This window comes from Bradyrhizobium sp. PSBB068 (genome assembly GCA_016839165.1).
Classification (GTDB): domain Bacteria; phylum Pseudomonadota; class Alphaproteobacteria; order Rhizobiales; family Xanthobacteraceae; genus Bradyrhizobium.
The window spans coordinates 6,742,303-6,764,282 of record CP069300.1 but is presented as its reverse complement, the minus strand read 5'-3'; the positions used below and the strand labels follow the sequence as shown (position 1 = coordinate 6,764,282).

At 64.7% G+C, this 21,980-nt stretch carries 17 protein-coding genes; 8 read left to right on the top strand and 9 right to left on the bottom strand.

The genetic code is table 11. From position 1 onward, the window contains the following. Window positions 1–137: 137 nt before the first annotated feature. Both JQ507_31365 and JQ507_31360 read right to left on the bottom strand, forming a co-directional pair. Window positions 138–1,358 (bottom strand): ABC transporter substrate-binding protein, encoded by a 1,221-nt coding sequence (locus tag JQ507_31365; GenBank protein QRI69318.1) that lies wholly within the window; start codon window positions 1,356–1,358, stop codon window positions 138–140. Window positions 1,359–1,478: 120 nt separating this feature from the next. Then, the gene (locus tag JQ507_31360; GenBank protein QRI69317.1) at window positions 1,479–3,020 is read right to left on the bottom strand and encodes a long-chain fatty acid--CoA ligase; all 1,542 of its coding nucleotides are present in this window, start codon (window positions 3,018–3,020) and stop codon (window positions 1,479–1,481) included. 215 nt (window positions 3,021–3,235) lie between these two features. Here JQ507_31360 and JQ507_31355 point away from each other — a divergent pair, with 215 nt between their 5' ends. The 4 genes from JQ507_31355 (at window position 3,236) to JQ507_31340 (ending at window position 7,279) form a co-directional block, all read left to right on the top strand. Beyond that, window positions 3,236–4,372 carry an acyl-CoA dehydrogenase family protein gene (locus JQ507_31355; GenBank protein ID QRI69316.1) on the top strand — a complete coding sequence of 379 codons (1,137 nt, stop codon included), beginning with the start codon at window positions 3,236–3,238 and terminating at the stop codon, window positions 4,370–4,372. 143 nt (window positions 4,373–4,515) lie between these two features. Beyond that, a complete protein-coding gene (locus JQ507_31350; protein ID QRI69315.1) occupies window positions 4,516–5,682 on the top strand; it encodes an acyl-CoA dehydrogenase family protein in 1,167 nt (388 codons plus the stop codon). Then, entirely contained in the window at window positions 5,682–6,338 is a 657-nt protein-coding gene (locus tag JQ507_31345) for a glutathione S-transferase family protein (GenBank protein ID QRI69314.1), read from the top strand. Before JQ507_31350 ends, JQ507_31345 begins: the two co-directional genes overlap by 1 nt. A 116-nt stretch (window positions 6,339–6,454) precedes the next feature. Continuing rightward, complete coding sequence (locus tag JQ507_31340; protein ID QRI69313.1) at window positions 6,455–7,279, top strand: helix-turn-helix domain-containing protein; 825 nt, start codon at window positions 6,455–6,457, stop codon at window positions 7,277–7,279. A gap of 143 nt (window positions 7,280–7,422) precedes the next feature. Here the strand turns inward: JQ507_31340 and JQ507_31335 are convergent, their stop codons facing one another. Beyond that, the gene (locus tag JQ507_31335; protein ID QRI69312.1) at window positions 7,423–8,646 is read right to left on the bottom strand and encodes an ABC transporter substrate-binding protein; all 1,224 of its coding nucleotides are present in this window, start codon (window positions 8,644–8,646) and stop codon (window positions 7,423–7,425) included. Window positions 8,647–8,859: 213 nt separating this feature from the next. On the opposite strand from JQ507_31335, the gene JQ507_31330 reads away from it, so the two are divergent. The 4 genes from JQ507_31330 (at window position 8,860) to JQ507_31315 (ending at window position 15,062) form a co-directional block, all read left to right on the top strand. Beyond that, a complete protein-coding gene (locus JQ507_31330) occupies window positions 8,860–9,726 on the top strand; it encodes a 3-keto-5-aminohexanoate cleavage protein (protein ID QRI69311.1) in 867 nt (288 codons plus the stop codon). A gap of 145 nt (window positions 9,727–9,871) precedes the next feature. Next, window positions 9,872–11,470 carry an AMP-binding protein gene (locus JQ507_31325; protein QRI69310.1) on the top strand — a complete coding sequence of 533 codons (1,599 nt, stop codon included), beginning with the start codon at window positions 9,872–9,874 and terminating at the stop codon, window positions 11,468–11,470. Beyond that, window positions 11,470–13,086, top strand: coding sequence for an acyl-CoA carboxylase subunit beta (locus JQ507_31320; GenBank protein QRI69309.1), 1,617 nt, complete (start codon window positions 11,470–11,472; stop codon window positions 13,084–13,086). Before JQ507_31325 ends, JQ507_31320 begins: the two co-directional genes overlap by 1 nt. Further along, entirely contained in the window at window positions 13,083–15,062 is a 1,980-nt protein-coding gene (locus JQ507_31315) for an acetyl-CoA carboxylase biotin carboxylase subunit (GenBank protein ID QRI69308.1), read from the top strand. Before JQ507_31320 ends, JQ507_31315 begins: the two co-directional genes overlap by 4 nt. Before the next feature lie 129 nt (window positions 15,063–15,191). Here the strand turns inward: JQ507_31315 and JQ507_31310 are convergent, their stop codons facing one another. From JQ507_31310 to JQ507_31285, 6 genes are all read right to left on the bottom strand, one after another. Further along, complete coding sequence (locus JQ507_31310; GenBank protein QRI69307.1) at window positions 15,192–16,184, bottom strand: dipeptide ABC transporter ATP-binding protein; 993 nt, start codon at window positions 16,182–16,184, stop codon at window positions 15,192–15,194. Beyond that, window positions 16,181–17,194: an ABC transporter ATP-binding protein gene (locus JQ507_31305; GenBank protein ID QRI69306.1), complete on the bottom strand. Its 1,014-nt coding sequence runs from the start codon at window positions 17,192–17,194 to the stop codon at window positions 16,181–16,183. Before JQ507_31305 ends, JQ507_31310 begins: the two co-directional genes overlap by 4 nt. Continuing rightward, window positions 17,194–18,087 (bottom strand): ABC transporter permease, encoded by an 894-nt coding sequence (locus JQ507_31300; GenBank protein QRI69305.1) that lies wholly within the window; start codon window positions 18,085–18,087, stop codon window positions 17,194–17,196. The genes JQ507_31305 and JQ507_31300 overlap by 1 nt, the downstream gene beginning before the upstream one ends. 4 nt (window positions 18,088–18,091) lie before the next feature. Next, the gene (locus JQ507_31295; GenBank protein ID QRI69304.1) at window positions 18,092–19,039 is read right to left on the bottom strand and encodes an ABC transporter permease; all 948 of its coding nucleotides are present in this window, start codon (window positions 19,037–19,039) and stop codon (window positions 18,092–18,094) included. A gap of 30 nt (window positions 19,040–19,069) precedes the next feature. Further along, window positions 19,070–20,665, bottom strand: a complete 1,596-nt coding sequence (locus tag JQ507_31290; protein ID QRI69303.1) for an ABC transporter substrate-binding protein — start codon at window positions 20,663–20,665, stop codon at window positions 19,070–19,072. 415 nt (window positions 20,666–21,080) lie between these two features. Then, window positions 21,081–21,968, bottom strand: a complete 888-nt coding sequence (locus tag JQ507_31285) for a TauD/TfdA family dioxygenase (GenBank protein QRI69302.1) — start codon at window positions 21,966–21,968, stop codon at window positions 21,081–21,083. Window positions 21,969–21,980 lie beyond the last annotated feature (12 nt).

Below are 21,980 nucleotides of genomic sequence, written 5' to 3'. Positions count from 1 at the left end.
CACGGCCCGGCTGGTGGCCGTCGACCCTTCGAGACGCCGTTTCGCGGCTCCTCAGGGTGACGGTGAGAGAGTCGCAAAACAACGAAGCCGCCCGGATGGGCGGCCTCGCGATATTGCCAGCTCGTCGGCATGTAGCGCTAGCCGCCGGTCTCGGCGCTGATGATGTCGCCGAACAGCTCCCACTGTCCGTTCTTGAACTGCATCATCTTGAGCTGCTCGACCGGGGCGAAGTCGGTCGCGCTGGTATTGATCCGGATGCCGGGGATCAGCGTGTCCGGCGCAAAATCCTTCAGGCTGGCGGCCTGCTTCATCACGTTCTCACGCGTCAGGTTGTCGCCGGCCTGCTTCAGCACCTGCACCATGGTCTGCGCCGCGGCGTAGCCATAGACCAGGTTGGCGTCGGACAGATTGGCGCCCGGCAGGTACTTCTCGGCGAAAGCCATGAACTTCTTCATGCCCTCGTCATTCTTCCATTGCGGATCGGAGGCGTCTTTGAGGTACCCGGCCGACAGCACGCCCTCGGAGGCGTCAAGGCCGGCGGGCTTCATCACGGCGCCGATCGAGATCGAGACGTCGGTCATCACATGCATCGGCTTCCAGCCGAGCTCGGCGATCTTCTTGATCGCCTGTGCCGCGAATTTCGGCGTCGAGATGTTGACGAACACGTCGGCGCCGGTGTCCTTCAGCTTGACGATGTGGGAATCGATCGACGGCTCCGTTGTCTCGTAGCTTTCCTCGGCGACGATCTTGACGGACGACTTGTCGAGCACCTCCTTGAGGCCGACCAGGTAGTCCTTGCCGAAATCGTCATTGGCATAGAAGATCACGACCTTGGCATCCGGCTTGGCCTTGAGAATGTACTTGCCGAAGATCCGCGCCTCGACGCGGTAGCTCGGCTGGAAACCCATGGTCCACGGGAAATCCTTCGGATCGTTCCACTTGCTGGCGCCGGTGGCCAGGAACAGCTGCGGCACCTTCTTGGCGTTGTGATACTTCTGCACCGCGGTCTGGGTCGGCGTGCCCAGGGCGTTGAACACCAGGAAGACCTCGTCGCTCTCGATCAGCTTGCGGATCTGCTCCACGGTCTTCGGCGGCGAGTAGCCGTCGTCATAGGAGATCCAGTTGATCTTGCGGCCGTTGATGCCGCCCTGATCGTTGATCATCTTGAAATAGGCTTCCTCGGTCTTGCCGATGACGCCGTAGGCAGAGGCAGGACCACTATAGGCCTCGACATTGCCGATCTTGATCTCGGTGTCGGAGGCGCCGGTGTCATACTTCTTTTGCGCAAAGGCGGCCTGGGTGGAGAGCAGGCAGAGCGCCGCGGCGGCGGCCAGCAGCGACAGTTTTGTGGCTTTCATAAAGGCAATTTCCTCGATCTATTTGGTGGGGACTCAACGCAACGAACCCATGGCCGGTCCCGGCAGACGGTCACGGGCAACTCTCGACATGGCCACGGAGACGTAACTCGCGTCCCCCGATCATGCGGCAGTATCAGTTGGCTTCGGCTGGCCGAATTGCTGCCGGAGCGTCGGCTTATGAATTTTGCCTGTCGCATTCCGCGGCAGAGCATCGATGAATTCGATCAGGCGCGGGCATTTGAACCGCGCCAGATTGGCCTGGCAATGCGCGTGGATCTCGGCGGGCGTCAGCGTATGGCCCGGCTTCACGGCGATCACAGCCATCCCGACCTCGCCCCATTGCTCGTTCGGGATGCCGATCACGGCGGCTTCGGCCACGGCCGCCAGTTGATGCAGCACGCTTTCGACCTCGGCCGGATAGACGTTCTCGCCGCCGGAGATGTACATGTCCTTCCAGCGGTCGACGATGTAGTAGAAGCCCTCCTCGTCGATCCGCGTGGCGTCGCCGGTATGCAGCCAGCCGTCGGTGAACGAGGAAGCGTTGGCGTCCGGCCGGTTCCAGTAGCCCGGCGTGATGTTCGGGCCCTTGACCCAGAGCTCGCCGAGTTCGCCGATCGCGGCATCGCTGCCGTCGGGGCGCACGATGCGGACCTCGGTGTGCAGCACCGGCTTGCCGGACGAACCCGCCTTGCGTGCGGCATCCTCGCGGTCGAGCACCATCACCGCCGGTGAGGTCTCGGTCATGCCGTAGCCCTGTTGCAGCGCGACGCCGCGCGCCTCCCAGGTCTTGAGCAACGGCACCGGCATCGGCGCGCCGCCGACGCCGCCGATCATCAGGCGGCTGAAATCTGCCGTGGCGAACGAAGGATGCTGCGCCATGAACTGGTAGATCGCGGGCACGCCGAAGAACACGTTGATACCCTGTGAGGGATCGCCGATCAGCTTCAGCGCCTCGCCGGGATCGAAGGCGCGCATGATCAGCACGGTGCCGCCGGCATGCAGCACCGGGTTGGTGTAGCAATTCAGTCCGCCGGTGTGGAATAGCGGCAGCACGGTCAGCAGCACCGAGGCCGGTGAGATATAGGCGGGGCCGCCGAGGTTGACGCAATTCCAGAACGTCATCCCATGCGTGATGATCGCGCCCTTGGGCTGGCCGGTGGTGCCCGAGGTGTACATGATGGTCGAGATGTCATCGAGCGTGACCTCCTCGAACCGCTCGAGCGGCTTGGCCGCCGCGATGCCGGCCTCATAGGCGCCGCCCGGGCCGAGCCGGACGGTCGCGGCGACATCGCAGAGCTTGGCGACCGCAAGCGCGGTCTCGGCGAGGTCGTCGTCATGGATCATCACCTTGGGGGAGGCGTCGCCGGTGATGTAGCGCAACTCGGGAATCGTGAGGCGGGTGTTGAGCGGCAGGAAGACCGCGCCGATCCGGAAGCAGGCGAATTGCACCTCCAGCGTATCCGTGGTGTTCAGCGCCAGCACCGCGACGCGGTCGCCGCGCGCGACCTTCAGGCCGTCGCGCAAATGGGCGGCAAGCCGTGACACGCGGTCGTGGAGCTCCGCATAGCCAAAGCGGCGTCCGCTTGCGAGATCGACAAGCGCCGTCTTGTCCGGCGTGCGCCGGCGATGATGCGCGATCCAGTCGTAGTAGCGAACCGGCACGTGTCCCTCCTCCGGAACGGCAGTCTTGCGCCGCCTGTTCCTGGCTCGATTGATGCCACAGATTGGCAGTGGAGGGGGGCTATCGGGATACTGTCTTGCGTTTAGTGGCTGGGGGCGGCCAGATGGAAACCCGCTCCCCCGGACAGCCACTCGACGCAAGTGAACAGGGAAAAATCCGGACATCGTCTGAGCCCGGGAATCAACGGAGCACGCGGATGGCAAACCCGTTCTACACCGGCGAGCATGAGGCCTTTCGCGAGGTGATGCGGCGCTTTGTGGCCAGGGAAATCGAGCCTTTTGCCCATCAATGGGATGAGGAGGGCGAGTTTCCGCGGGAGCTGTACGCCAAGGCATCCGAGATCGGGCTGCTCGGGCTCGGTTTTCCCGAGGAATATGGCGGGACCGCCGCCGACCAGTTCATGAAGATCGTGGCCTCGCAGGAGTTGGCACGCGCCGGCGCCGGCGGCGTCTCCGCGAGCCTGATGAGCCACACCATCGGCTCGCCTCCGATCGCCCGCGCCGCCCGCCCCGAGGTAAAGGCGCGGGTGCTGCCGGAGGTGCTCGCCGGCAGGAAGATCTCGGCGCTTGCGATCACCGAGCCGGGCGGCGGCTCCGATGTCGCGAGCCTGCGCACCAGGGCGCGGCGCGACGGCGACCATTATGTTGTTTCCGGCGAGAAGACCTTCATCACCTCGGGCATGCGCGCCGACTATCTGACGGTCGCGGTCCGTACCGGCGGCGAGGGCCCCGGCGGCGTCAGCCTGCTCTTGATCGAGGGCAATACGCCGGGCCTCTCCCGTACGAAACTGAAGAAGATGGGCTGGTGGGCATCGGACACCGCGACGCTTCATTTCGACGAGTGCCGCGTGCCGGTCGAGAACCTGATCGGCGAGGAGGGCCAGGGCTTCAAGCAGATCATGTACAACTTCAACAGCGAGCGCATGGGCATGGCGGCAAGCTGCACGGCGTATGCGCGGGTCTGCCTCGACGAAGCGATCGCCTATGCCAAGGAGCGCAAGACCTTCGGCAAGCCGATCGCGCAACATCAAGTCATCCGGCACAAGATCGTCGACATGGCGCAGAAGGTCGCGGTTTCGCAGGCGATGCTGGAAATGCTGGCGTGGCGGCTCGGCCAGGGCGAAAGCCCGGTCGCCGAGATCTGCATGATGAAGAACCAGGCCACGCAGACCATGGCGCACTGCGCTTCCGAGGCGGTGCAGATCTTCGGCGGCGCCGGCTTCATGCGCGGCATCAAGGTCGAGCGTATCTACCGCGAGGTCAAGGTCAACGCCATCGGCGGCGGCACCGAGGAGATCATGAAGGATCTCGCGTCGAGGCAGATGGGGCTGTGAATGCCTCTCACTCAACCACCGTCATTCCGGGGCGCGCGTAGCGCGAGTCCGGAATCCATCAGGCCACAGATTCGATGTGAAATGGATTCCGGGCTCGTCCGCTTCGCGGCCGCCCCGGAATGACGAAAGGATGGACAACGACCATGCTCTTCACCGCCGACCACGACGAACCGCGCCGCGCGTTGCAAAGATTCATCGCGGCCGAGATCAATCCCCATGTCGACGAGTGGGAGAAGGCCGATATCTTCCCGGCGCATGAGCTGTTCAAGAAGCTCGGCGATCTCGGCTTCCTCGGCCTCAACAAGCCGGTCGAGTTCGGCGGCCAGGGGCTGGATTATTCCTATGCGCTGATGATGGCCGAGGAGCTCGGTGCCATCACCTGCGGCGGCGTGCCGATGGCGATCGGGGTGCAGACCGACATGGCGACACCGGCGCTGGCGCGGTTCGGCTCAGACGAGGTGCGGCGCGAATTCCTGGTGCCGGCGATCGCCGGCGACCAGGTCGCCTGCATCGGCGTGTCCGAGCCCGGCGCCGGCTCCGACGTTGCCTCGATCAAGACCAGCGCCCGCTCCGACGGCGACGACTATGTCATCAATGGCGGCAAGATGTGGATCACCAACGGCACCCAGGCCGACTGGATCTGCCTGCTCGCCAACACCAGCGACGGCCAGGTCCACCGCAACAAGTCGCTGATCTGCGTGCCGATGAAGACCAAGGGCGTGCAGGTCGCGCGCAAGCTCGACAAGCTCGGCATGCGCTCGTCCGATACCGCGCAGATCTTCTTCGACAATGTCCGGGTGCCGAAGCGCAACCGGATCGGCGAGGAGGGCCAGGGCTTCACCTACCAGATGATCCAGTTCCAGGAGGAGCGGCTGTGGGGCGCGGCCGCCTGCCTGAAGGCGCATGAATTCATCATCAACGCGACCATCGACTACACGCGCAATCGCAAGGCGTTCGGCGGCTCGATCCTCGACAACCAGGTGGTGCACTTCAAGCTCGCCGAGATGCAGACCGAGGTCGAGCTCTTGCGTTCGCTGATCTACCGCGCGGCCGAGGCGCTGGTGGCGGGCGAGGATGTCACGCGGCTCGCGACCATGGCCAAGCTGAAGGCCGGCCGGCTCGGCCGCGAACTCACCGACGCCTGCCTGCAATATTGGGGCGGCATGGGTTTCACCAACGAGACCCCGGTCAGCCGGGCCTATCGCGACAGCCGCTTGACTTCGATCGGTGGCGGCGCTGATGAGGTGATGCTCATGGTATTGTGCAAGATGATGGGCACGCTGCCTGGCCTGAAGAAGGGAAACGCCTGATGATCACGCTCTATCACTGCGACGCCGCGCGCTCGTTCCGCCCGCTGTGGATGCTGGAGGAGCTCGGGCTGCCCTATGAGCTGAAGATGCTGCCGTTCCCGCCGCGGGTGTTCGCCAAGGAATATCTCGGCATCAATCCGCTCGGCACCATCCCGTTCATGGTCGATGGCGAGACCAGGATGACGGAGTCCTCCGGCATCTGTCATTATCTCGGCACCAAACATGGCCCGACGCCGCTGATCGTGGGCATCGACGAGCCGGCCTATGGCGCGTTCCTGAACTGGATGTATTTTTCCGATGCAACGCTGACCTTTCCGCAGACATTGGTGCTCCGCTACAGCCAGCTCGAGCCGGAAGAGCGGCGCAACCCGCAGGTTTCGGGTGACTATGCAAAATGGTTCCTGGGCCGCCTGCGTGCAGTGGAAGCCGCCGCCGCCAAGTCTGAATTCCTCTGCGCGGAACGCTTCACGGCCGCCGACATCGCCAATGGTTATGCGCTCCGGCTTGCCAGCAATATCGGCCTTGCCAAGGATTTCGGGCCGAATGTCGCGGCCTATTGGGCGCGGCTGCAGCAGCGCGACGGTTACAAGCGCGCGGTGGCATCGGAGCAGAAAGCCGGGCAGGAACAGAATGTTGCGCCGCGGGCGCGGCCTTGACCGCGCCAGCGTCGATGTGTCCGGGAATTGATCCAGCGCGTCGGTGACAGGCCGCCAATTTGCGCTATGGTGGTTCGGCCGCAGCGGCCCCAAGAGCCGCGCGAGGAGGAACCGCCATGGACGCGATCGTGGACGCGAAGTGCCAGAAATCCGGCCAGCAGCAGTCCGGCCACCGGATGCTGATTACGCCGGAACGGGTGTTCTATGCCGGGCTGCTCGGCCGCCCGCGTGAACGCTGTCCCGGCGCATTCCATGTCTATGTCGCGATCCGCGATGGCTTGCATCTGTCGACCAGCGAGGGCCGTGAATCCCACGGCGAACTCGCGGTGACGATGCCGAACCTCCGCCACACCATCACCAGCGAATATCGTTCGGCGATCTGCGTCGCGATCGAGCCGGAAAGCGTGCCTGACGGTACGCTCGAAGCCGTCGCCCGCCGCCTGCAGGGACCCGATTCTCATTTGTTTGCGAACCGGATTCGCAACGCCTATGCCACGCTCGGCGAGATGCAGCATCGCGACGCGATCGCCAATGCCGAGTTCGACACCATGTGCTTCGGTGACGCGCTGCCGCAGCGCGTGCTCGATCCGCGCGTCGTGCGCGCGATCGGCCGCATCGGGCAGTTCTCCGGCGAGCCGGTGACTGCGGCAGGCTGCGCCGCCGAGGCCGGGCTTTCGCCGTCGCGCTTCCTGCATCTGTTCAAGGAGGAGACCGGGATCTCGTTCCGTTCCTTCCGCGCCTGGAAGCGGGCGCGGCATCTGCTGCATTTCGCCAACCAGGACATCAACCTCGCGCATCTCGCGCAGGATATCGGCTATCCGGACAGTACCCATTTCAGCCACTCGATCCGCCGCTTCTATGGCTTAAAGCCGCGCGCGATCTTCTCCGGCTCGCGTGATCTTGCGATCTACCGGACGGGGCAGGAGCGCGCGCTGACGTAGCTCCGCTGTCGTCCCGGCGAAGGCCGGGACCCATAACCACCATAGCCTGTCGGTTCGACAGGTGTCTGCCATCCCGATCCATCGATAGATCACGCGGTATGGGTCCCGGCTTTCGCCGGGACGACACCTGGGATTTTCTACCCTTACAAATTCGCGCCCTGGATCACCTCGCCGAACCGCAGCCAGCCGGGCCCTTCGATCCGTTGCAGCTGCAGCTGCTGCAGCGGGTGATGATTGGTCGGGCTGGTGTTGACCTTGATGCCGGGCAACAGCGTCGGCACTTCGACATCTCTAAGATTGTTCGCCTGCGCCATGATGTTGTCGCGGCTGAAGTTGCCCTTGCACTGCTCGAGCACGATCTTGAGCACCTGCGCCACCGTGTAGGCGTAGAGACTGTAGCCCTCCTTCGGGTTGCCGTCGGGAAAGTACTTCGCCATGAAGGCGAGGAAATCCTTCACGCCGGGATCATTGGCCCAGGCCGGATCGGCGACGTCCTTCACATAAGCCGACGAGATCGTGCCCTGCGACTTGTCGAGGCCGACGGGCGCAATGGTCGAGGAGATCGATGCCGCGCCGCTGGCGATGAAATGCATCGGCTTCCAGCCGAGCTCATAGATCTTGCGGATCGACTGCGCGCAGAACTTTGCCGTGGTGCCCGAGATCAGCACGTCGGGATTGGCGCCGCGCAGCGCGACGATCTGGGAATCGATGGTCGGATCGGTGACCTCGTGCGAGGCCACGACGGCCGACGTCGCGAACCGCTCGCCGAGCACGTCCCTTGCGCCGGCAACGAAATCCTTGCCGAGATCGTCGTTCTGGTAGAGGACCGCGAATTTCGCGTCCTTGTGCTGGCTCAGCGCATATTTGACGAACACCTGTGCCTCGGTCCGCGCGCTTGGCGCAAAGCCCATGGTCCAGGGATAGGTCTTGTAGTCGCCCCATTTGTCGCCGTTTACCGACAGGAACAGATGCGGCACCCTGGCGGCGTTGATGTATTTGACGACCGACGAATTCGGCGCGGTGCCGAGCATGTTGAACAGGAAGGCGACATTGTCGCTCTCGATCAGGCGGCGCACCTGCTCGACCGTCTTCGCCGGATTGAACGCGTCATCGTAATAGATGTACTTGATCTGCCGGCCGGCGATGCCGCCCTGTTCGTTCAGCATCTTGAAATAAGCTTCCTGGCAGCGCGCCTGCACGCCGAGCGCCGACACCGGGCCGCTGAGTGAAGTGGTGCTGCCGATCCTGATCTCGGTCGCGGTGACGCCGGGCATGTCTTCGGCGAACGAAGGTTTGAGACCTCCGACTGCGGCAAGTCCCGCACCTGCCGCGCCGGTCAGCCAGGTGCGCCGGTTGATCGAGACCATGTCGTTCTCCCCGTGATGCCGGCTTGTTGCGCCGCTTTGCTTTGCAGCAAGGCTACGCGTCACGTGGGCGTGGCGTCTTGTGTTAACCGGCTGATGGCGGATTGTGTCGTGAGCGCATCGACACAGCCAGTCAACGCAAGATGGCCGGTCGGCAAATTTCTCATCATGGGAAAATCAGCAGCGCACGTGCACTGCAAAGCGGACAAGAGACCCATGAGCGACAAGGCCGTCATCACCTGCGCGCTGAACGGCGTGCTTACCGACCCGAAGCAGCACAATGTCCCGGTGACGCCGGAGCAGATGGCGCGCGAGGCCAAGGCCGCGTTCAACGCCGGTGCCAGCATCATGCACATTCATCTGCGTCAGCAGGAGCCGAACAAGGGCCATCTGCCGTCCTGGGACGTCGGCGTCAGCAAGGAAATCCAGCAGGCGATCCGCGAGGCCTGCCCCGGCGTGATCATCAACCACACCACCGGCACCTCGGGTCCGAATTATCAGGGTGCGCTCGACTGCGTGCGCGAGACCAAGCCGGAGATCGCCGCCTGCAACGCCGGCTCGCTGAATTATCTGAAGGTCAAGGCCGACAACACCTGGGCCTGGCCGCCGATGATGTTCGATAACGCGGTCGAGAAGGTGCAGGATTATCTCGACGTGATGAAGACGGCCGGCACCATCCCGGAATTCGAATGCTTCGACGTCGGTATCGTGCGCTGCGTCGGCATGTACCGGCAGACCGGGATGTATTCCGGCCCGCTCGAATACAATTTCGTCATGGGGGTCGCCTCGGGTATGCCGGCCGATCCGGAGCTGTTGCCGATCCTCCTGAAGCTGAAGGCGCCGGAGGCGCATTGGCAGGTCACCGCGATCGGCCGCGCCGAGATCTGGCCGCTGCACCAGCGCGCCGCCGATCTCGGCGGCCATCTGCGCAGCGGGCTGGAAGATACGTTCTATCTCGGCGACGGCACCAAGGTGACGTCGAACGGACAGCTCGTCGAAGGGCTCGCCGCCTGCGCCCGCCGCGCCGGCCGCGAGATCGCGAGCCCGGCGGAGGCGCGGCAGATTTTCGGGGTCAGGCACTGACGTCATTCCGGGGCGCGCGGAGCGTGAAACTCAGATGCGCAATTGCGCATCGGGGAATCCATCAGGCCGCACGTCCTTTGGCGCCATGGATTCCGGGCTCAGCCCTTCGGGCTGCCCCGGAATGACAGCGAGCAAGGAGCAAGGCATGGACAATCTCGCAGCAACCGGCGGCGTCACGGGCCCAGGCCGCATCGGGCGGGTCGCGATCGGCGATCTGCTGAAGCGCGCCGCGCGGCGGTTTCCGGATCGCGTCGCGCTGACCGATGGCGGCAGACAGGTCACCTTCACCGAGCTCGAACGCGACGCCAATCGCTTCGCCAACCATCTGGTGCAGCGTGGATTGAAGCCGGGTGAGAAGATCTCGACGATCTGCAACAACTCCGTCGAGTTCGTCAAAGCGCTGTTCGGCATCCACCGCGCCGGCCTGGTCTGGGTGCCGATCAACACCATGCTCGGCCCGGCGGACATGGACTACATCCTCGGCCATGCCGAAGTCCGCTTTGCCATCATCGACGACAACCTCCATGCCCAGGCCGACCGGCGCGCCGCGCTGGAGGCGCGCGGCATGGAGATGATCGCGGTCGACCTGGCTGGCAACGCGGGCAAGACCGGACTGCAGGAATTCAACGGCCTGCTGGAAGGGCAGTCCGACATCGAGCCGGAGATCGAGATCAATGACCGCGATCTCGCCATGATCATCTACACGTCAGGCACGACGTCGCGGCCAAAGGGCGCGATGCATTGTCACCTTGCCGTGGTCATGGCCGTGATGAGCAACTGCATCGAGATGCAGCTGTCGCGTCATGACGGGATCACCGGGCAGTTTCCGTTGTTCCATTGCGCCGGCCATGTGCTGCTGCTGAGTTATCTCTCGGTCGGCGGTCGCATGGCGCTGATGCGCGGCTTCGATCCGGTGGTCTGCATGGAGGCGATCGTCCGCGACAGGCTCACGGTGTTCGTCGGCCTATCCTTGATGTACCAGGCGATCCTCGATCATCCGCGCCGGCGCGAATACGATTTGTCGGTCCTGCGCTGCTGCATCTACACCATGGCGCCGATGGGCAAGCCGCTGCTCGAGCGTGCCATCGCCGACCTCTGTCCGAATTTCGTGCTGACCAGCGGCCAGACCGAGATGTATCCGGCGACGACGATGTCGCGGCCGGAGGTGCAGCTCGACCGGTTCGGCAATTACTGGGGCGAGTCGCTTGTTGTCAACGAGACCGCGATCATGGACGACAACGGCAATCTGTTGCCGCGCGGCGAGATCGGCGAGCTGGTGCATCGCGGCCCCAACGTGATGATGGGCTACTACAAGGACCCGAAGTCGACCGAGGAGGCACGCAAGTTTGGCTGGCATCATACCGGCGATGTTGCCCTGATCGATGCCAATGGCGAGGTGCTGTTCCTCGATCGCAAGAAGGACATGATCAAGTCGGGCGGCGAGAACGTCGCCTCCGTCAAGATCGAGGAGACGTTGCTCGCGCACCCCGCCGTGCAGAACGCAGCCGTGGTCGGGCTGCCGCATCCGCAATGGGGCGAGGCGGTCTCAGCCTTCGTCAAGCTGAAGCCCGGTGCGGTCGCCGACGAGGCCGGTATCGAGGCGCATTGCCGAAAGCATCTCGGCGGCTTCCAGGTGCCGAAGCTGGTGCGTATCCTGGAGGAGATGCCGATGACCGCGACCGGCAAGCTGCGCAAGGTCGAACTGCGGCAGCAGTATAGCGGGCATTTTGTGGAGCGCGCCTAGTGGCCATCATCGAGAACACGATTTCCACCAGCAGCAACACATTCCAGGGCAATCGCGACGGCATGCTGGCGCTGATCGCACGGATGCGCGGGCTGGAGGAGCGCACGCGCACGGCCTCCGCCGCCGCCAAGGATCGCTTCCACAAGCGAGGCCAGCTGCTGCCGCGCGAGCGCGTCGCGCTGGTGCTCGATCCCGGCTCGCCCTTCCTCGAATTGTCGACGCTCGCCGGCTACATGTTCGATGTGGCTGATGCCGACAGGAGCGTGCCCGGCGGCGGACTGGTCGCCGGCATCGGCTTCGTCTCCGGCATCCGCTGCATGGTCAGCGCCAATGATGCCGGCATCGACGCCGGCGCGCTGCAACCTTACGGTCTCGACAAGACGCTGCGGGTGCAGGAGCTCGCGCTGGAGAACAAGCTGCCCTATGTGCAGCTGGTCGAAAGCGCCGGCGCCAACCTGCTGCGCTACCGCGTGGAGGATTTCGTCCGCGGCGGCAACATTTTCCGCAATCTGGCGCGACTGTCGGCGGCCGGGCTGCCCGTCGTCACCGTGACTCACGGCTCCTCGACCGCGGGCGGTGCCTACCAGACCGGGCTCTCCGACTACATCGTGATGGTGCGTGGCCGCACCCGCGCGTTCCTTGCCGGACCGCCTTTGCTCAAGGCCGCCACCGGAGAGATTGCGACCGAGGAAGAACTCGGCGGCGCCGAGATGCACACCCAAGTCTCGGGACTTGGCGATTATCTAGCCGAGGACGACCGCGATGCGCTGCGCATCGCGCGCGAGATCATGGCCAAGCTGCCATGGGACCGGCCGAGCCCAGAACCTGCCGCGTTCAAGCCGCCGCGCTACGACGCCGAGGAATTGCTCGGCATCATGCCGATGGATCACAAACGACCCGTCGACATGCGCCAGGCGATCGCGCGCTTCATCGATGATTCCGATTTCACCGAGTTCGGTGCCAATTACGGACCTGCCACGGTCTGCGGTCATGCCCGCATCCAGGGCCAAGCGATCGGCATCATCACCAACAACGGCCCGCTTGATGTGCCCGGAGCCAACAAGGCGACGCATTTCATCCAGGCCTGCTGCCAGTCGCGCACACCGATCCTCTACATGAACAACACCACCGGCTACATGGTCGGCCGCGCCTACGAGGAGGCCGGCATGATCAAGCACGGCTCCAAGATGATCCAGGCGGTAACCTCGGCAACGGTGCCGCAGATCACGCTGTATTGCGGCGCCTCGTTCGGCGCCGGCAATTACGGCATGTGCGGCCGCGGCTTCCATCCGCGGTTCTGCTTCTCCTGGCCGAATGCAAAGACCGCCGTGATGGGCGGTGAGCAGGCCGCCGAAACCATGGCGATCGTCACGGAGGCGGCGGCCGCGCGGCGCGGCAAGCCGATCGAAAAGGAGAAGCTGGACGCCATGAAGGCGCAGATCACCGGTGTGTTCGACAGCCAAATGGACGTGTTCTCGACCAGCGCCCGCGTGCTCGACGACGGTGTGATCGATCCGCGCGATACGCGGACGGTGCTGTCGGAGGTGCTTTCGATCTGCCGCGAGGCTGAGGCGCGGACCCCGCAGCGCATGCAGTTCTCGGTGGCGCGGCCATGAGCGGTACCATCGTGAAGCGGACGCCGTTCTTCAAGGTTTTGATCGCCAACCGCGGCGAGATCGCGCTGCGCATCATGCGCACGGCGCGGCGGCTCGGCTACAGCGTCGTCGCGGTCTACTCTGACGCCGACCGCGACGCGCTGCATGTGCGCGAGGCCGACCAGGCGGTGCGGATCGGTGAGGCGCTGCCGGCGCAATCCTATCTGAAGATCGACGCGATCATCGCGGCCGCCAAGGCAAGCGGCGCCGCCGCGGTGCATCCCGGCTACGGTTTCCTCGCCGAGAACGAAGACTTTGCGCAGGCTTGCCGCGATGCGGGTCTGGTGTTCATTGGCCCGTCGCCGGAAGCGATCCTTGCGATGGGCAACAAGGCCGGCGCCAAGGACATCATGCAAAAGGCCGGCGTGCCCTGCTTGCCCGGCTATCAGGGCGCCGACCAGAGCGATGCCGCGATGCTGGCGGAAGCGAAGGCAATCGGCTTCCCCGTCATGATCAAGGCGGTGGCCGGCGGCGGCGGCCGCGGCATGCGGCTGGTCGCGGACGCCGCGGCGTTTCCGGATGCGCTGCGCAGCGCGCGATCCGAGGCGCAGGGCGCGTTCGGCGACCCCAATGTGATCCTCGAGCGCGCGATCGTCGATCCGCGCCACATCGAGATCCAGGTGTTCGGCGACCGCCATGGCAATGCGATCCATCTCGGCGAGCGGGATTGCTCGGTGCAGCGGCGGCACCAGAAGCTGATCGAGGAGGCGCCGTCGCCCGCGGTGACGCCGGAGCTGCGCGCGCTGATGGGCGCGGTCGCGGTGCAGGCGGTCAAGGCGATCGGATACGAGGGCGCCGGCACGCTGGAGTTCCTGCTCGACCGCGCCGGCAATTTCTACTTCATGGAGATGAACACGCGGCTTCAGGTCGAGCATCCCGTTACCGAGGCGATCACCGGGCTCGATCTGGTCGAACTGCAGCTCCGTGTCGCCAGGGGCGAGCCGCTCGGCGTGAGACAGGAGGACGTCACCTTCTCCGGGCACGCCATCGAGGTGCGGCTGTGCTCGGAGGATGCCGCGCACGACTTCATGCCGCAATCCGGGACGATGGCGCGCTGGCAGATGCCTGACGGCATCCGTGTCGAGCATGCGCTGCAATCCGGCTCGGAGATCCCGCCGTTCTATGATTCGATGATCGCCAAGGTCATCAGCCACGGCGCGACCCGAGACGAGGCGCGCGGCAAGTTGATCTGCGCGCTGGAGCAGGTCACGGCGTTCGGCGTCACCACCAATCAAGGTTTCCTGATCGACTGCCTGCGTCATCCGGTCTTCGCCAAGGGCGAGGCGACCACGGCCTTCATCGGCGACAACCGTGATGCGCTGTTGGCGCCGCGGGCCGATCGCGGCAGCGACCTCGCGCTTGCGGCGCTGCTGTTCTACGTCACCCATCCGCATGCGCCGCCATGGCAGCGCGGCCGGTCGCTGTCGGCGACATTCCCGCTCGGCTTGCGGATCGATCTCGGCCATGGCGTGCAGGAGATCGAGATCGTCCGCGAACGCGACGGGAACTACCTCACGAGCCGCAACGGCGATCGCTTCAGCTTCGTGATCGACGAGCTCGATCAAGACAGCATCCGCTTCCACCATGATGGCCTGATGGAGCAGGCTAAATTCCTGCGCGATGGCGATCGGCTCTTTGTCTTGCATCGCGGCGTCATGCTGTCGGCCCGCGACCTCACGCTTGCGCCACCGGAGAGTGCGTCAGTCGCCGGCGGCGACGGCATGGTGCGTGCTGCCATGAACGGCCGGGTCGTCGCGGTGCTGGTGAAGGCTGGCGACAAGGTCGCGGCCGGCCAGCCGGTGATGACGCTGGAGGCGATGAAGATGGAACATGTCCACACCGCAGGGATCGCGGGCACGGTGTCGTCGATCGATGTCGCCGAGGGCGAACAGGTCACGACGGGCAAGATCGTGGTGGAGATCGAGGCTGCCGCATAACAGGTGTCGTCCCGGCGAAGGCCGGGACCCATAACCACGAATGTTGGTTGGCGGCACGATCTCCGGCCGCTTGCCGGTTTCCATGGCCGCGGCGTATGGGTCCCGGCCTTCGCCGGGACGACGGCTGAGTTACTCGTCGCGCCCCGTTCCATCATTCAGCCAGCAGGCCACCTGATGTCTCGCGCCGGTCGCCTGCAATCCTGGGCGCTCCGTCCTGCAACGATCGATGGCGTAGCGGCAACGGGTGTGGAAGGCGCAGCCGGGCGGCGGATTGATCGGACTCGGCACGTCGCCGTCGATCAGCGGTGCGGAACGCTTCGCCTTGGGGTCGGCGATCGGCACCGAGGCGAGCAGGGCCTGGGTGTAGGGATGGCGCGGGTTGGCGAACAGCTCGTGCTTGTCGGCGATCTCGACGATGCGGCCGAGATACATCACGGCCACGCGGTGGCTGATATGGGCGACAACAGCGAGGTCGTGTGCGATGAACAAATAGGAAAAGTTCTGCTGGCGCTGCAGGTCGATCAACAGATTGATCACCTGCGCCTGGATCGAGACGTCGAGCGCGGAGACCGGCTCGTCGCAGACGATCAGCCGCGGCCCGAGCGACAGCGCACGCGCGATGCAGATGCGCTGGCGCTGGCCGCCGGAGAATTGATGCGGAAAGTTCTTCATCTGGTCGGCCCGCAGGCCGACCTGCTGGAACAGTTCCGCGACCCGATCCTGCTTTTTTACGCCGCGCGCGAGGCCGTGCACGGTGAGAGGCTCGCCGACGATGTCGCCCGCCGTCATGCGCGGGTTGAGTGACGCGAAGGGATCCTGGAACACGATCTGCATCGAACGGCGGTACGGCCGCAGCGCCGACTTGCTGAGCGGCGCGATGTCCTCGCCATCGAGCCTGATCGCGCCGCTGGTCGGCTCGACCAGCCGCAGCACGGTGCGCGCGACCGTCGACTTGCCGCAGCCGGATTCGCCGACCAGGCCGAGCGTCTCGCCCGCGCCGAGTGCGAAGCTGACGCCGTCGACCGCGTGTACGGTGCCGACCTGCCGGCGCAGCACGCCGCCGCGCACCGGGTAGTGCTTGACCAGGTCAGTGACCTCAAGGAGCGGGCGCTGCTCGGTCATGACGCCTTCGCCATCTCGCCGGCGCGCCAGCATGCGGCCCAGTGATTGCTCTTGACCTCATCGAGCGGCGGATATTCCTGGCGACAGCGGTCGACCGCGAGTTTGCAGCGCGGCGCGAAGGCGCAACCCGGCGGCAGCCTTGTCAGCGACGGCACCATGCCGGGGATTTCGATCAGCCGCACGTCCTCGCTCCGGTCGGGCGAGGGCACCGCGGGGATCGAGGCCATCAGGCCGCGCGTGTAGGGATGCTGCGGCGTCTCGAACAGAGCTTCAACCGTCGCCTCCTCGACCTTCTTGCCGGCATACATCACGATCACGCGCTGCGCGGTCTGCGCCACGACGCCGAGATCGTGGGTGATCAGGATCAGCCCGGTGCCGAGCCGTTGCTGCAGATCGACGATCAGCGCCAGGATCTGCGCCTGGATGGTGACGTCGAGCGCGGTGGTCGGCTCGTCCGCGATCAGCAGCGCCGGCCGACACGCCAGCGCCATCGCGATCATGGCGCGCTGGCGCATGCCGCCGGAGAGCTGATGCGGATATTCCCGGGCGCGGCGCTCGGGCTCCGGAATGCGCACCAGCCGCAGCATGTCGACGGCTTGCTTCCAAGCTTCCTTGCTGCTCACCTTCTGATGCAGCCGCACCGCCTCGATGATCTGGTCGCCGATCCGCATCACCGGATTGAGCGAGGTCATCGGCTCCTGGAAGATCATCGAGATGCGGTTGCCCCTGATGCCGCGCATCGCGGCATCGTCGAGCTTCAGGAGGTCGGTACCCTCGAGCGTCACCGAACCGCCGACGATGCGGCCGGGCGGATCCGGCACCAGGCGCATGATCGAGAGCGCGCTGACGCTTTTGCCGCAGCCGGACTCGCCGACGATCGCCAGCGTCTCGCCGCGGCAGACCGAGAACGAGACGTCGTCGACCGCGCGGAATAGGCCGGAATTGGTGAAGAACACCGTCTGCAGGTTCTTCACGTCGAGAACCATCTCTGCCGCAATCGTCTCGCTCATCAGCCGCGCTGCCTCGGATCCAGGATGTCGCGCAGCGCGTCGCCGAACAGGTTGGTGCCGAACACGGCGAGGCTGATCGCGATGCCGGGGAAGATCACGAGCCACGGCGCGGTGCGGACATATTCGGCGGCAGATTCCGACAGCATGCGGCCCCAGGACGGATAGGGCTCGGGAATGCCGAGGCCGAGGAACGACAGCGACGCCTCGGTCAGGATGGTCGAGCCGAGCTGCGCGGTGGCGAGCACGATCAGGGGGGCGATGGTGTTGGGCAACACGTGGCGCAGCGCAATCCGCATATCGCTCATGCCGATCGATTTGGCGGCCTCGACGAACGGCTGCTCGCGCAGCGCCAGTGTGTTGGCGCGGATCACGCGCGCCACGGTCGGGATCAAGGGTATGGCGATCGCAAGGATCACGTTCGGCAGTGACGGGCCGAGCGCGGCGGTCATGACAAGCGCGAGCACCAATAGCGGCAGCGATTGCAGGATGTCGGTCACCCGCTGGAACACGAGATCGACCCAGCCGGAGAGATAACCCGAGGCGAGGCCCACGATGACGCCGAGCGTGGCGCCGAGCGTCGTCGAGCCAATGCCGACCGCAAGCGAGATTCGCGCGCCATGGATGATGCGGCTCCAGACATCGCGACCGAAGGAATCGGTGCCGAACCAGTGCAGCGCGGAGGGCGCGGCGAGCCGGTGCGTGGAATCGACGGTGAGCGGGTCGTAGCGGCTGATGACATTGGCGAAGATTGCGGTCAGCACGAACAGCAGCATGATGATCAGGCCGATCGTGCCGAGCACATGCCGCTGCGCGAGGAAGGCCAGCCGCCCCCAGCCGCCGGTGGCGTTGGCTCCGGCGCGTCGCAATTCGCTGTCGAAATTGATCGACGCCATCAGGTCAGTCTCCGAACCGGATACGCGGGTCGACCGCCGCATAGATCATGTCGACGATGAAGTTCACGACCACCACGACGACGGCGATGAACATCACGAGGTTCTGCACGATCGGATAGTCGCGCCAGCGCAGCGCCTCGACCAGGAAGCGAGCGATGCCGGGGATGTTGAACACGGTCTCGGTTACGATCAGCCCGCCGATCAGGAACGCGGCCTCGATGCCGATCACGGTGATGACCGGCAGCACGGCGTTCTTCAGCGCGTGGTGATAGTTGACGGAAGCCTCGGAGGCGCCCTTGGCGCGCGCGGTGCGGATATAGTCCTGGCGCAGGATCTCCAGCATCGAGGAGCGGGTGATGCGCATGGTCAGCGCCGCGCTGCGGAAGCCGACCGCCATCGCCGGCACCGCATAGATGCTGAACGCCTCGAGCCAGGTCTTCGGGTTCGGATTGAAGATCGGCATGGTGCCGAACAGCGAGACCGAGGCCATCAGGATCAACAGCCCGAGCCAGAACGACGGCAGCGACAGGCCGCTGAGGCTGACGACGCGCAGCGCGTAGTCGAGCTTGGAGCCCTGGTGCACCGCGCTGATCACCCCGAGCGGAATGCCGATCGAGGCGGAGAACAGCAGCGCCAGGCCCGCGAGCCGCGCGGTGATCGGAATCCGCGGCAGGATCTCCTCCAGCGCCGGCTTCTCCGAGACATAGGAATAGCCGAGATCGCCGTGCAGCAGGCCGCCGATCCAGTGCAGATACTGGATCACGATCGGCTGGCTGAGCCCGAGCTCGCGCTCCAGATTGGCCTTGTCGGCGGGATCGACGAAGCCGGCAGCATCGAACAGGATATCGACGATGTTGCCGGGAACGACGCGCAGCAGCACGAAGATGATGACCGAGATCCCGAACAGGGTCACCAGCATCAGGAACAGCCGCCGCACGATATAGGCAAACACCCTGGCTCTCTCCCTGATCTCGCTTGTGGCTTATTTGTCCAGCCAGACGTCTTCGTAACGGTAGCCGTTATAGGAGCTGTTGGACATGATCGTGACATTCCTCACGTAGGGCTTCCAGCAGGTGCCGGTGCGAGCATGGAAGATGATCGGCCGCGCGACGTCTTCCTGCAGCTTCCTGTCGATCTCCCAGACCAGCTTCTTGCGCTTGTCGACGTTTGTCTCTTCCGACTGCTGGTCGAACAGCTTCTCGATGTCCTTGTTGCAATAGTTGGTGTAATTCCGCTCCGAGCCGCAGGCATAGTTCTCGTAGAACGACTGGTCGGGCTCGTCGACGGCGTTGCCGGTGAGGTTGAGGCCGAGCGAATAGTCCTTGCGCGCGATCTTCGGGAACCATTGCGCGGTGTCGACCACGTCGAGCTCGGCGTCGATATAGATGCTCTTGATCTGGTCGATCAGGATGATCGCGGGGTCGCGATAGACCGCGATGTTGCGGGTCGACACCTTGATCTGCAGATGCTTGTCCGGACCATAGCCCGCCTTCTGCATCAGTTTGCGGGCTTCCTCGCGGTTCTTCTCGACGTCGGGCCCATACCCTGGAATCGATTCGAGCATCTCCTTCGGCATCGCCCACAGGCCGGCGGGCGCCGGCTCCATGGTGCCGCCGATGTCGCCCTGGCCCTCGAACATGATCTGGATGAACGCCTTGCGATCGAGCGCCAGCGCTAAAGCACGGCGGATGTCGAGATTGTCGAACGGCGGGGCGGTTGAATTGATGATGATGTTGGTGGAGACGTTGTTCGGTTCCACCACGCAGACCGCTTTTGGGTCCTGCGACTTGACGTCCTTGAGCAGGGGGATCGAGACCTCGGTCGGGAACGTCATGTCGAACTTGCCGGAGACGAAGCCGAGGATCGCGGTCGAGCGGTTCGGGATGATGGTGAATTCGATACCGTCGAGATGGGGCAGGCCCTTCTTGAAGTAATCCGGGTTCTTGGTGAGCTTGATCGATTCGTTGGCCTTGAACTCGACGAATTTGAACGGCCCGGTGCCGACGGGCTTGGTGCGCATCTCCGCCGGCGAGACGTGGCAGGGATACACCGGCGAATAGCCCGAGGCGAGCAGCGACAGCAGCGCCGGCTGCGGCCGCTTCAGCTTGAACGACGCTTCATCATCGCCGTTGGTCGTGACCTCGTCGACCTGATCGTACCAGGATTTGCGCGGGTTCTGCCGGAACTTCTGCGGCGATTTGCCCATCAGCATGTCGAAGGTGCATTTCACGTCGGCCGACGTGAACGGCTTGCCGTCATGCCACTTCACGTCCTTGCGCAGCTTGAAGGTCAGCGTCTTGTTGTCGCCGCTCCAGGCCCAGCTTTCGGCAAGCTCCGGCCGGATCGTGCTGGTGCTGTTCTGCGCGACATGCTGATCGAAGATCACGAGATTGTTGAAGATCGGCATGAACGGAATGTTCACCGAATAGGTCGCGCCCTCGTGGATCGAGGCACTGCCGGGACTATCGCGGTGATAGATCCTGAAGATGCCGCCGGATTTCGGCTCGGTTGCGCGTGAAACGTCGCCGACGGTCAGCACAGATAACACCGCGACGGCCAGCGCTTGCACGCTCCGCATGGTCCCCTCCACGAATTTCGGTCTCAATGGCCGATTGGCATCGACGATACCACGGTGAGGCTGTCGGGCAACCGGCGAGGGTCACGAAGGGATTGGCAATTCGGATGACAACTGACCATAAAATTCCCGGGGACCGGGAATATTGGGTCTGATGATGTGGAACTCCGGCCGTTCTGCTATGTGGTGACGAGTCTCTGTTGGAATTTGATTGCTAACGCTGAAGCGTGTGGCGTGAAGCTGACTGCAATCAGCGACAGTTTGTCGCCGATTGCTAGTGTCGCGGTTGGCTCGTTCCCGTCATCCCGAGGTGCGAGCGGAGCGAGCCTCGAAGGATGCACGGCCACCAGCCGGGCCGTCGATCCTTCGAGACGCGCTTCGCGCTCCTCAAGATGGCGGTGTCGCATCACCACTCGCTTCACTCCGTCGCCTGCGGCGAGGGGAGTTGCATGTTGGCGACACCATCGGCGTCGGTCGCCGAGATGGTGGTGCGGATCATCAGGCGGCCCTCATGCGCCGGCCAGGGGCGGCCGCGGTGCATGGTGGCGCGGTTGTCCCACATCACGACGTCGCCCTGTTTCCATTGATGCAGATAGCTGACGCCGGGCGCGGTCGCCGCTTCGGTCAATTGCTCGATCAGCGCCTTGCCGGCATCGGCATCCATGCCCTCGACGCCGTAAGCATGGGAGGCGAGATACAGCGCGCCGCGGCCGTTGACCGGATTGCGCCAGACCATGCGCCAGCACACCGGCGGCAGCGCGTCGACCTCCTCCGTCGTCGCGAGCCCGGCGGCCACCTTGCTGCGCGAATGCGCGTAGGAATGCCAGGCGAACGAGTTCTCCAGCCGCCTCGCCACGTCCTTGTCGAGCCGCTCGAAGGCGAGCCGCATCGAGACGAATTCGGTCTCGCCGCCATGTTCTGGGATGATCCGCGCGGACAGGATCGAGGTCAGCGCCGGCACGCGCTTGAAGGAGGAATCGGTGTGCCAGAGCTGGTTGGCCTTGGCGCGCAGCTGCTGTCGGTGATCCGACGGCACCACCTTTCCGTCGGGCCCGAAGGTCGAGAGGATCACGAAATGCGAGCCGGTGCCCATCGAGCCGACTTTGGTCGTCTCGGGCGGACCGAAGCGGCGCGAGAAGGCGAGCTGGACGTCGTCGCTGACCTCCTGGTCGCGAAACACCAGCACCGAATGTTCCTCGAACGCTGCGCGCACCGCCGCGTAGGCCGCATCGCTGGCGGCAACGTCTGACAGCGTCACGCCGCGCAGCTCGGCGCCAAACCCCTCGCGCAGTGGGATCACGTCCATCGGCAGCTCCTC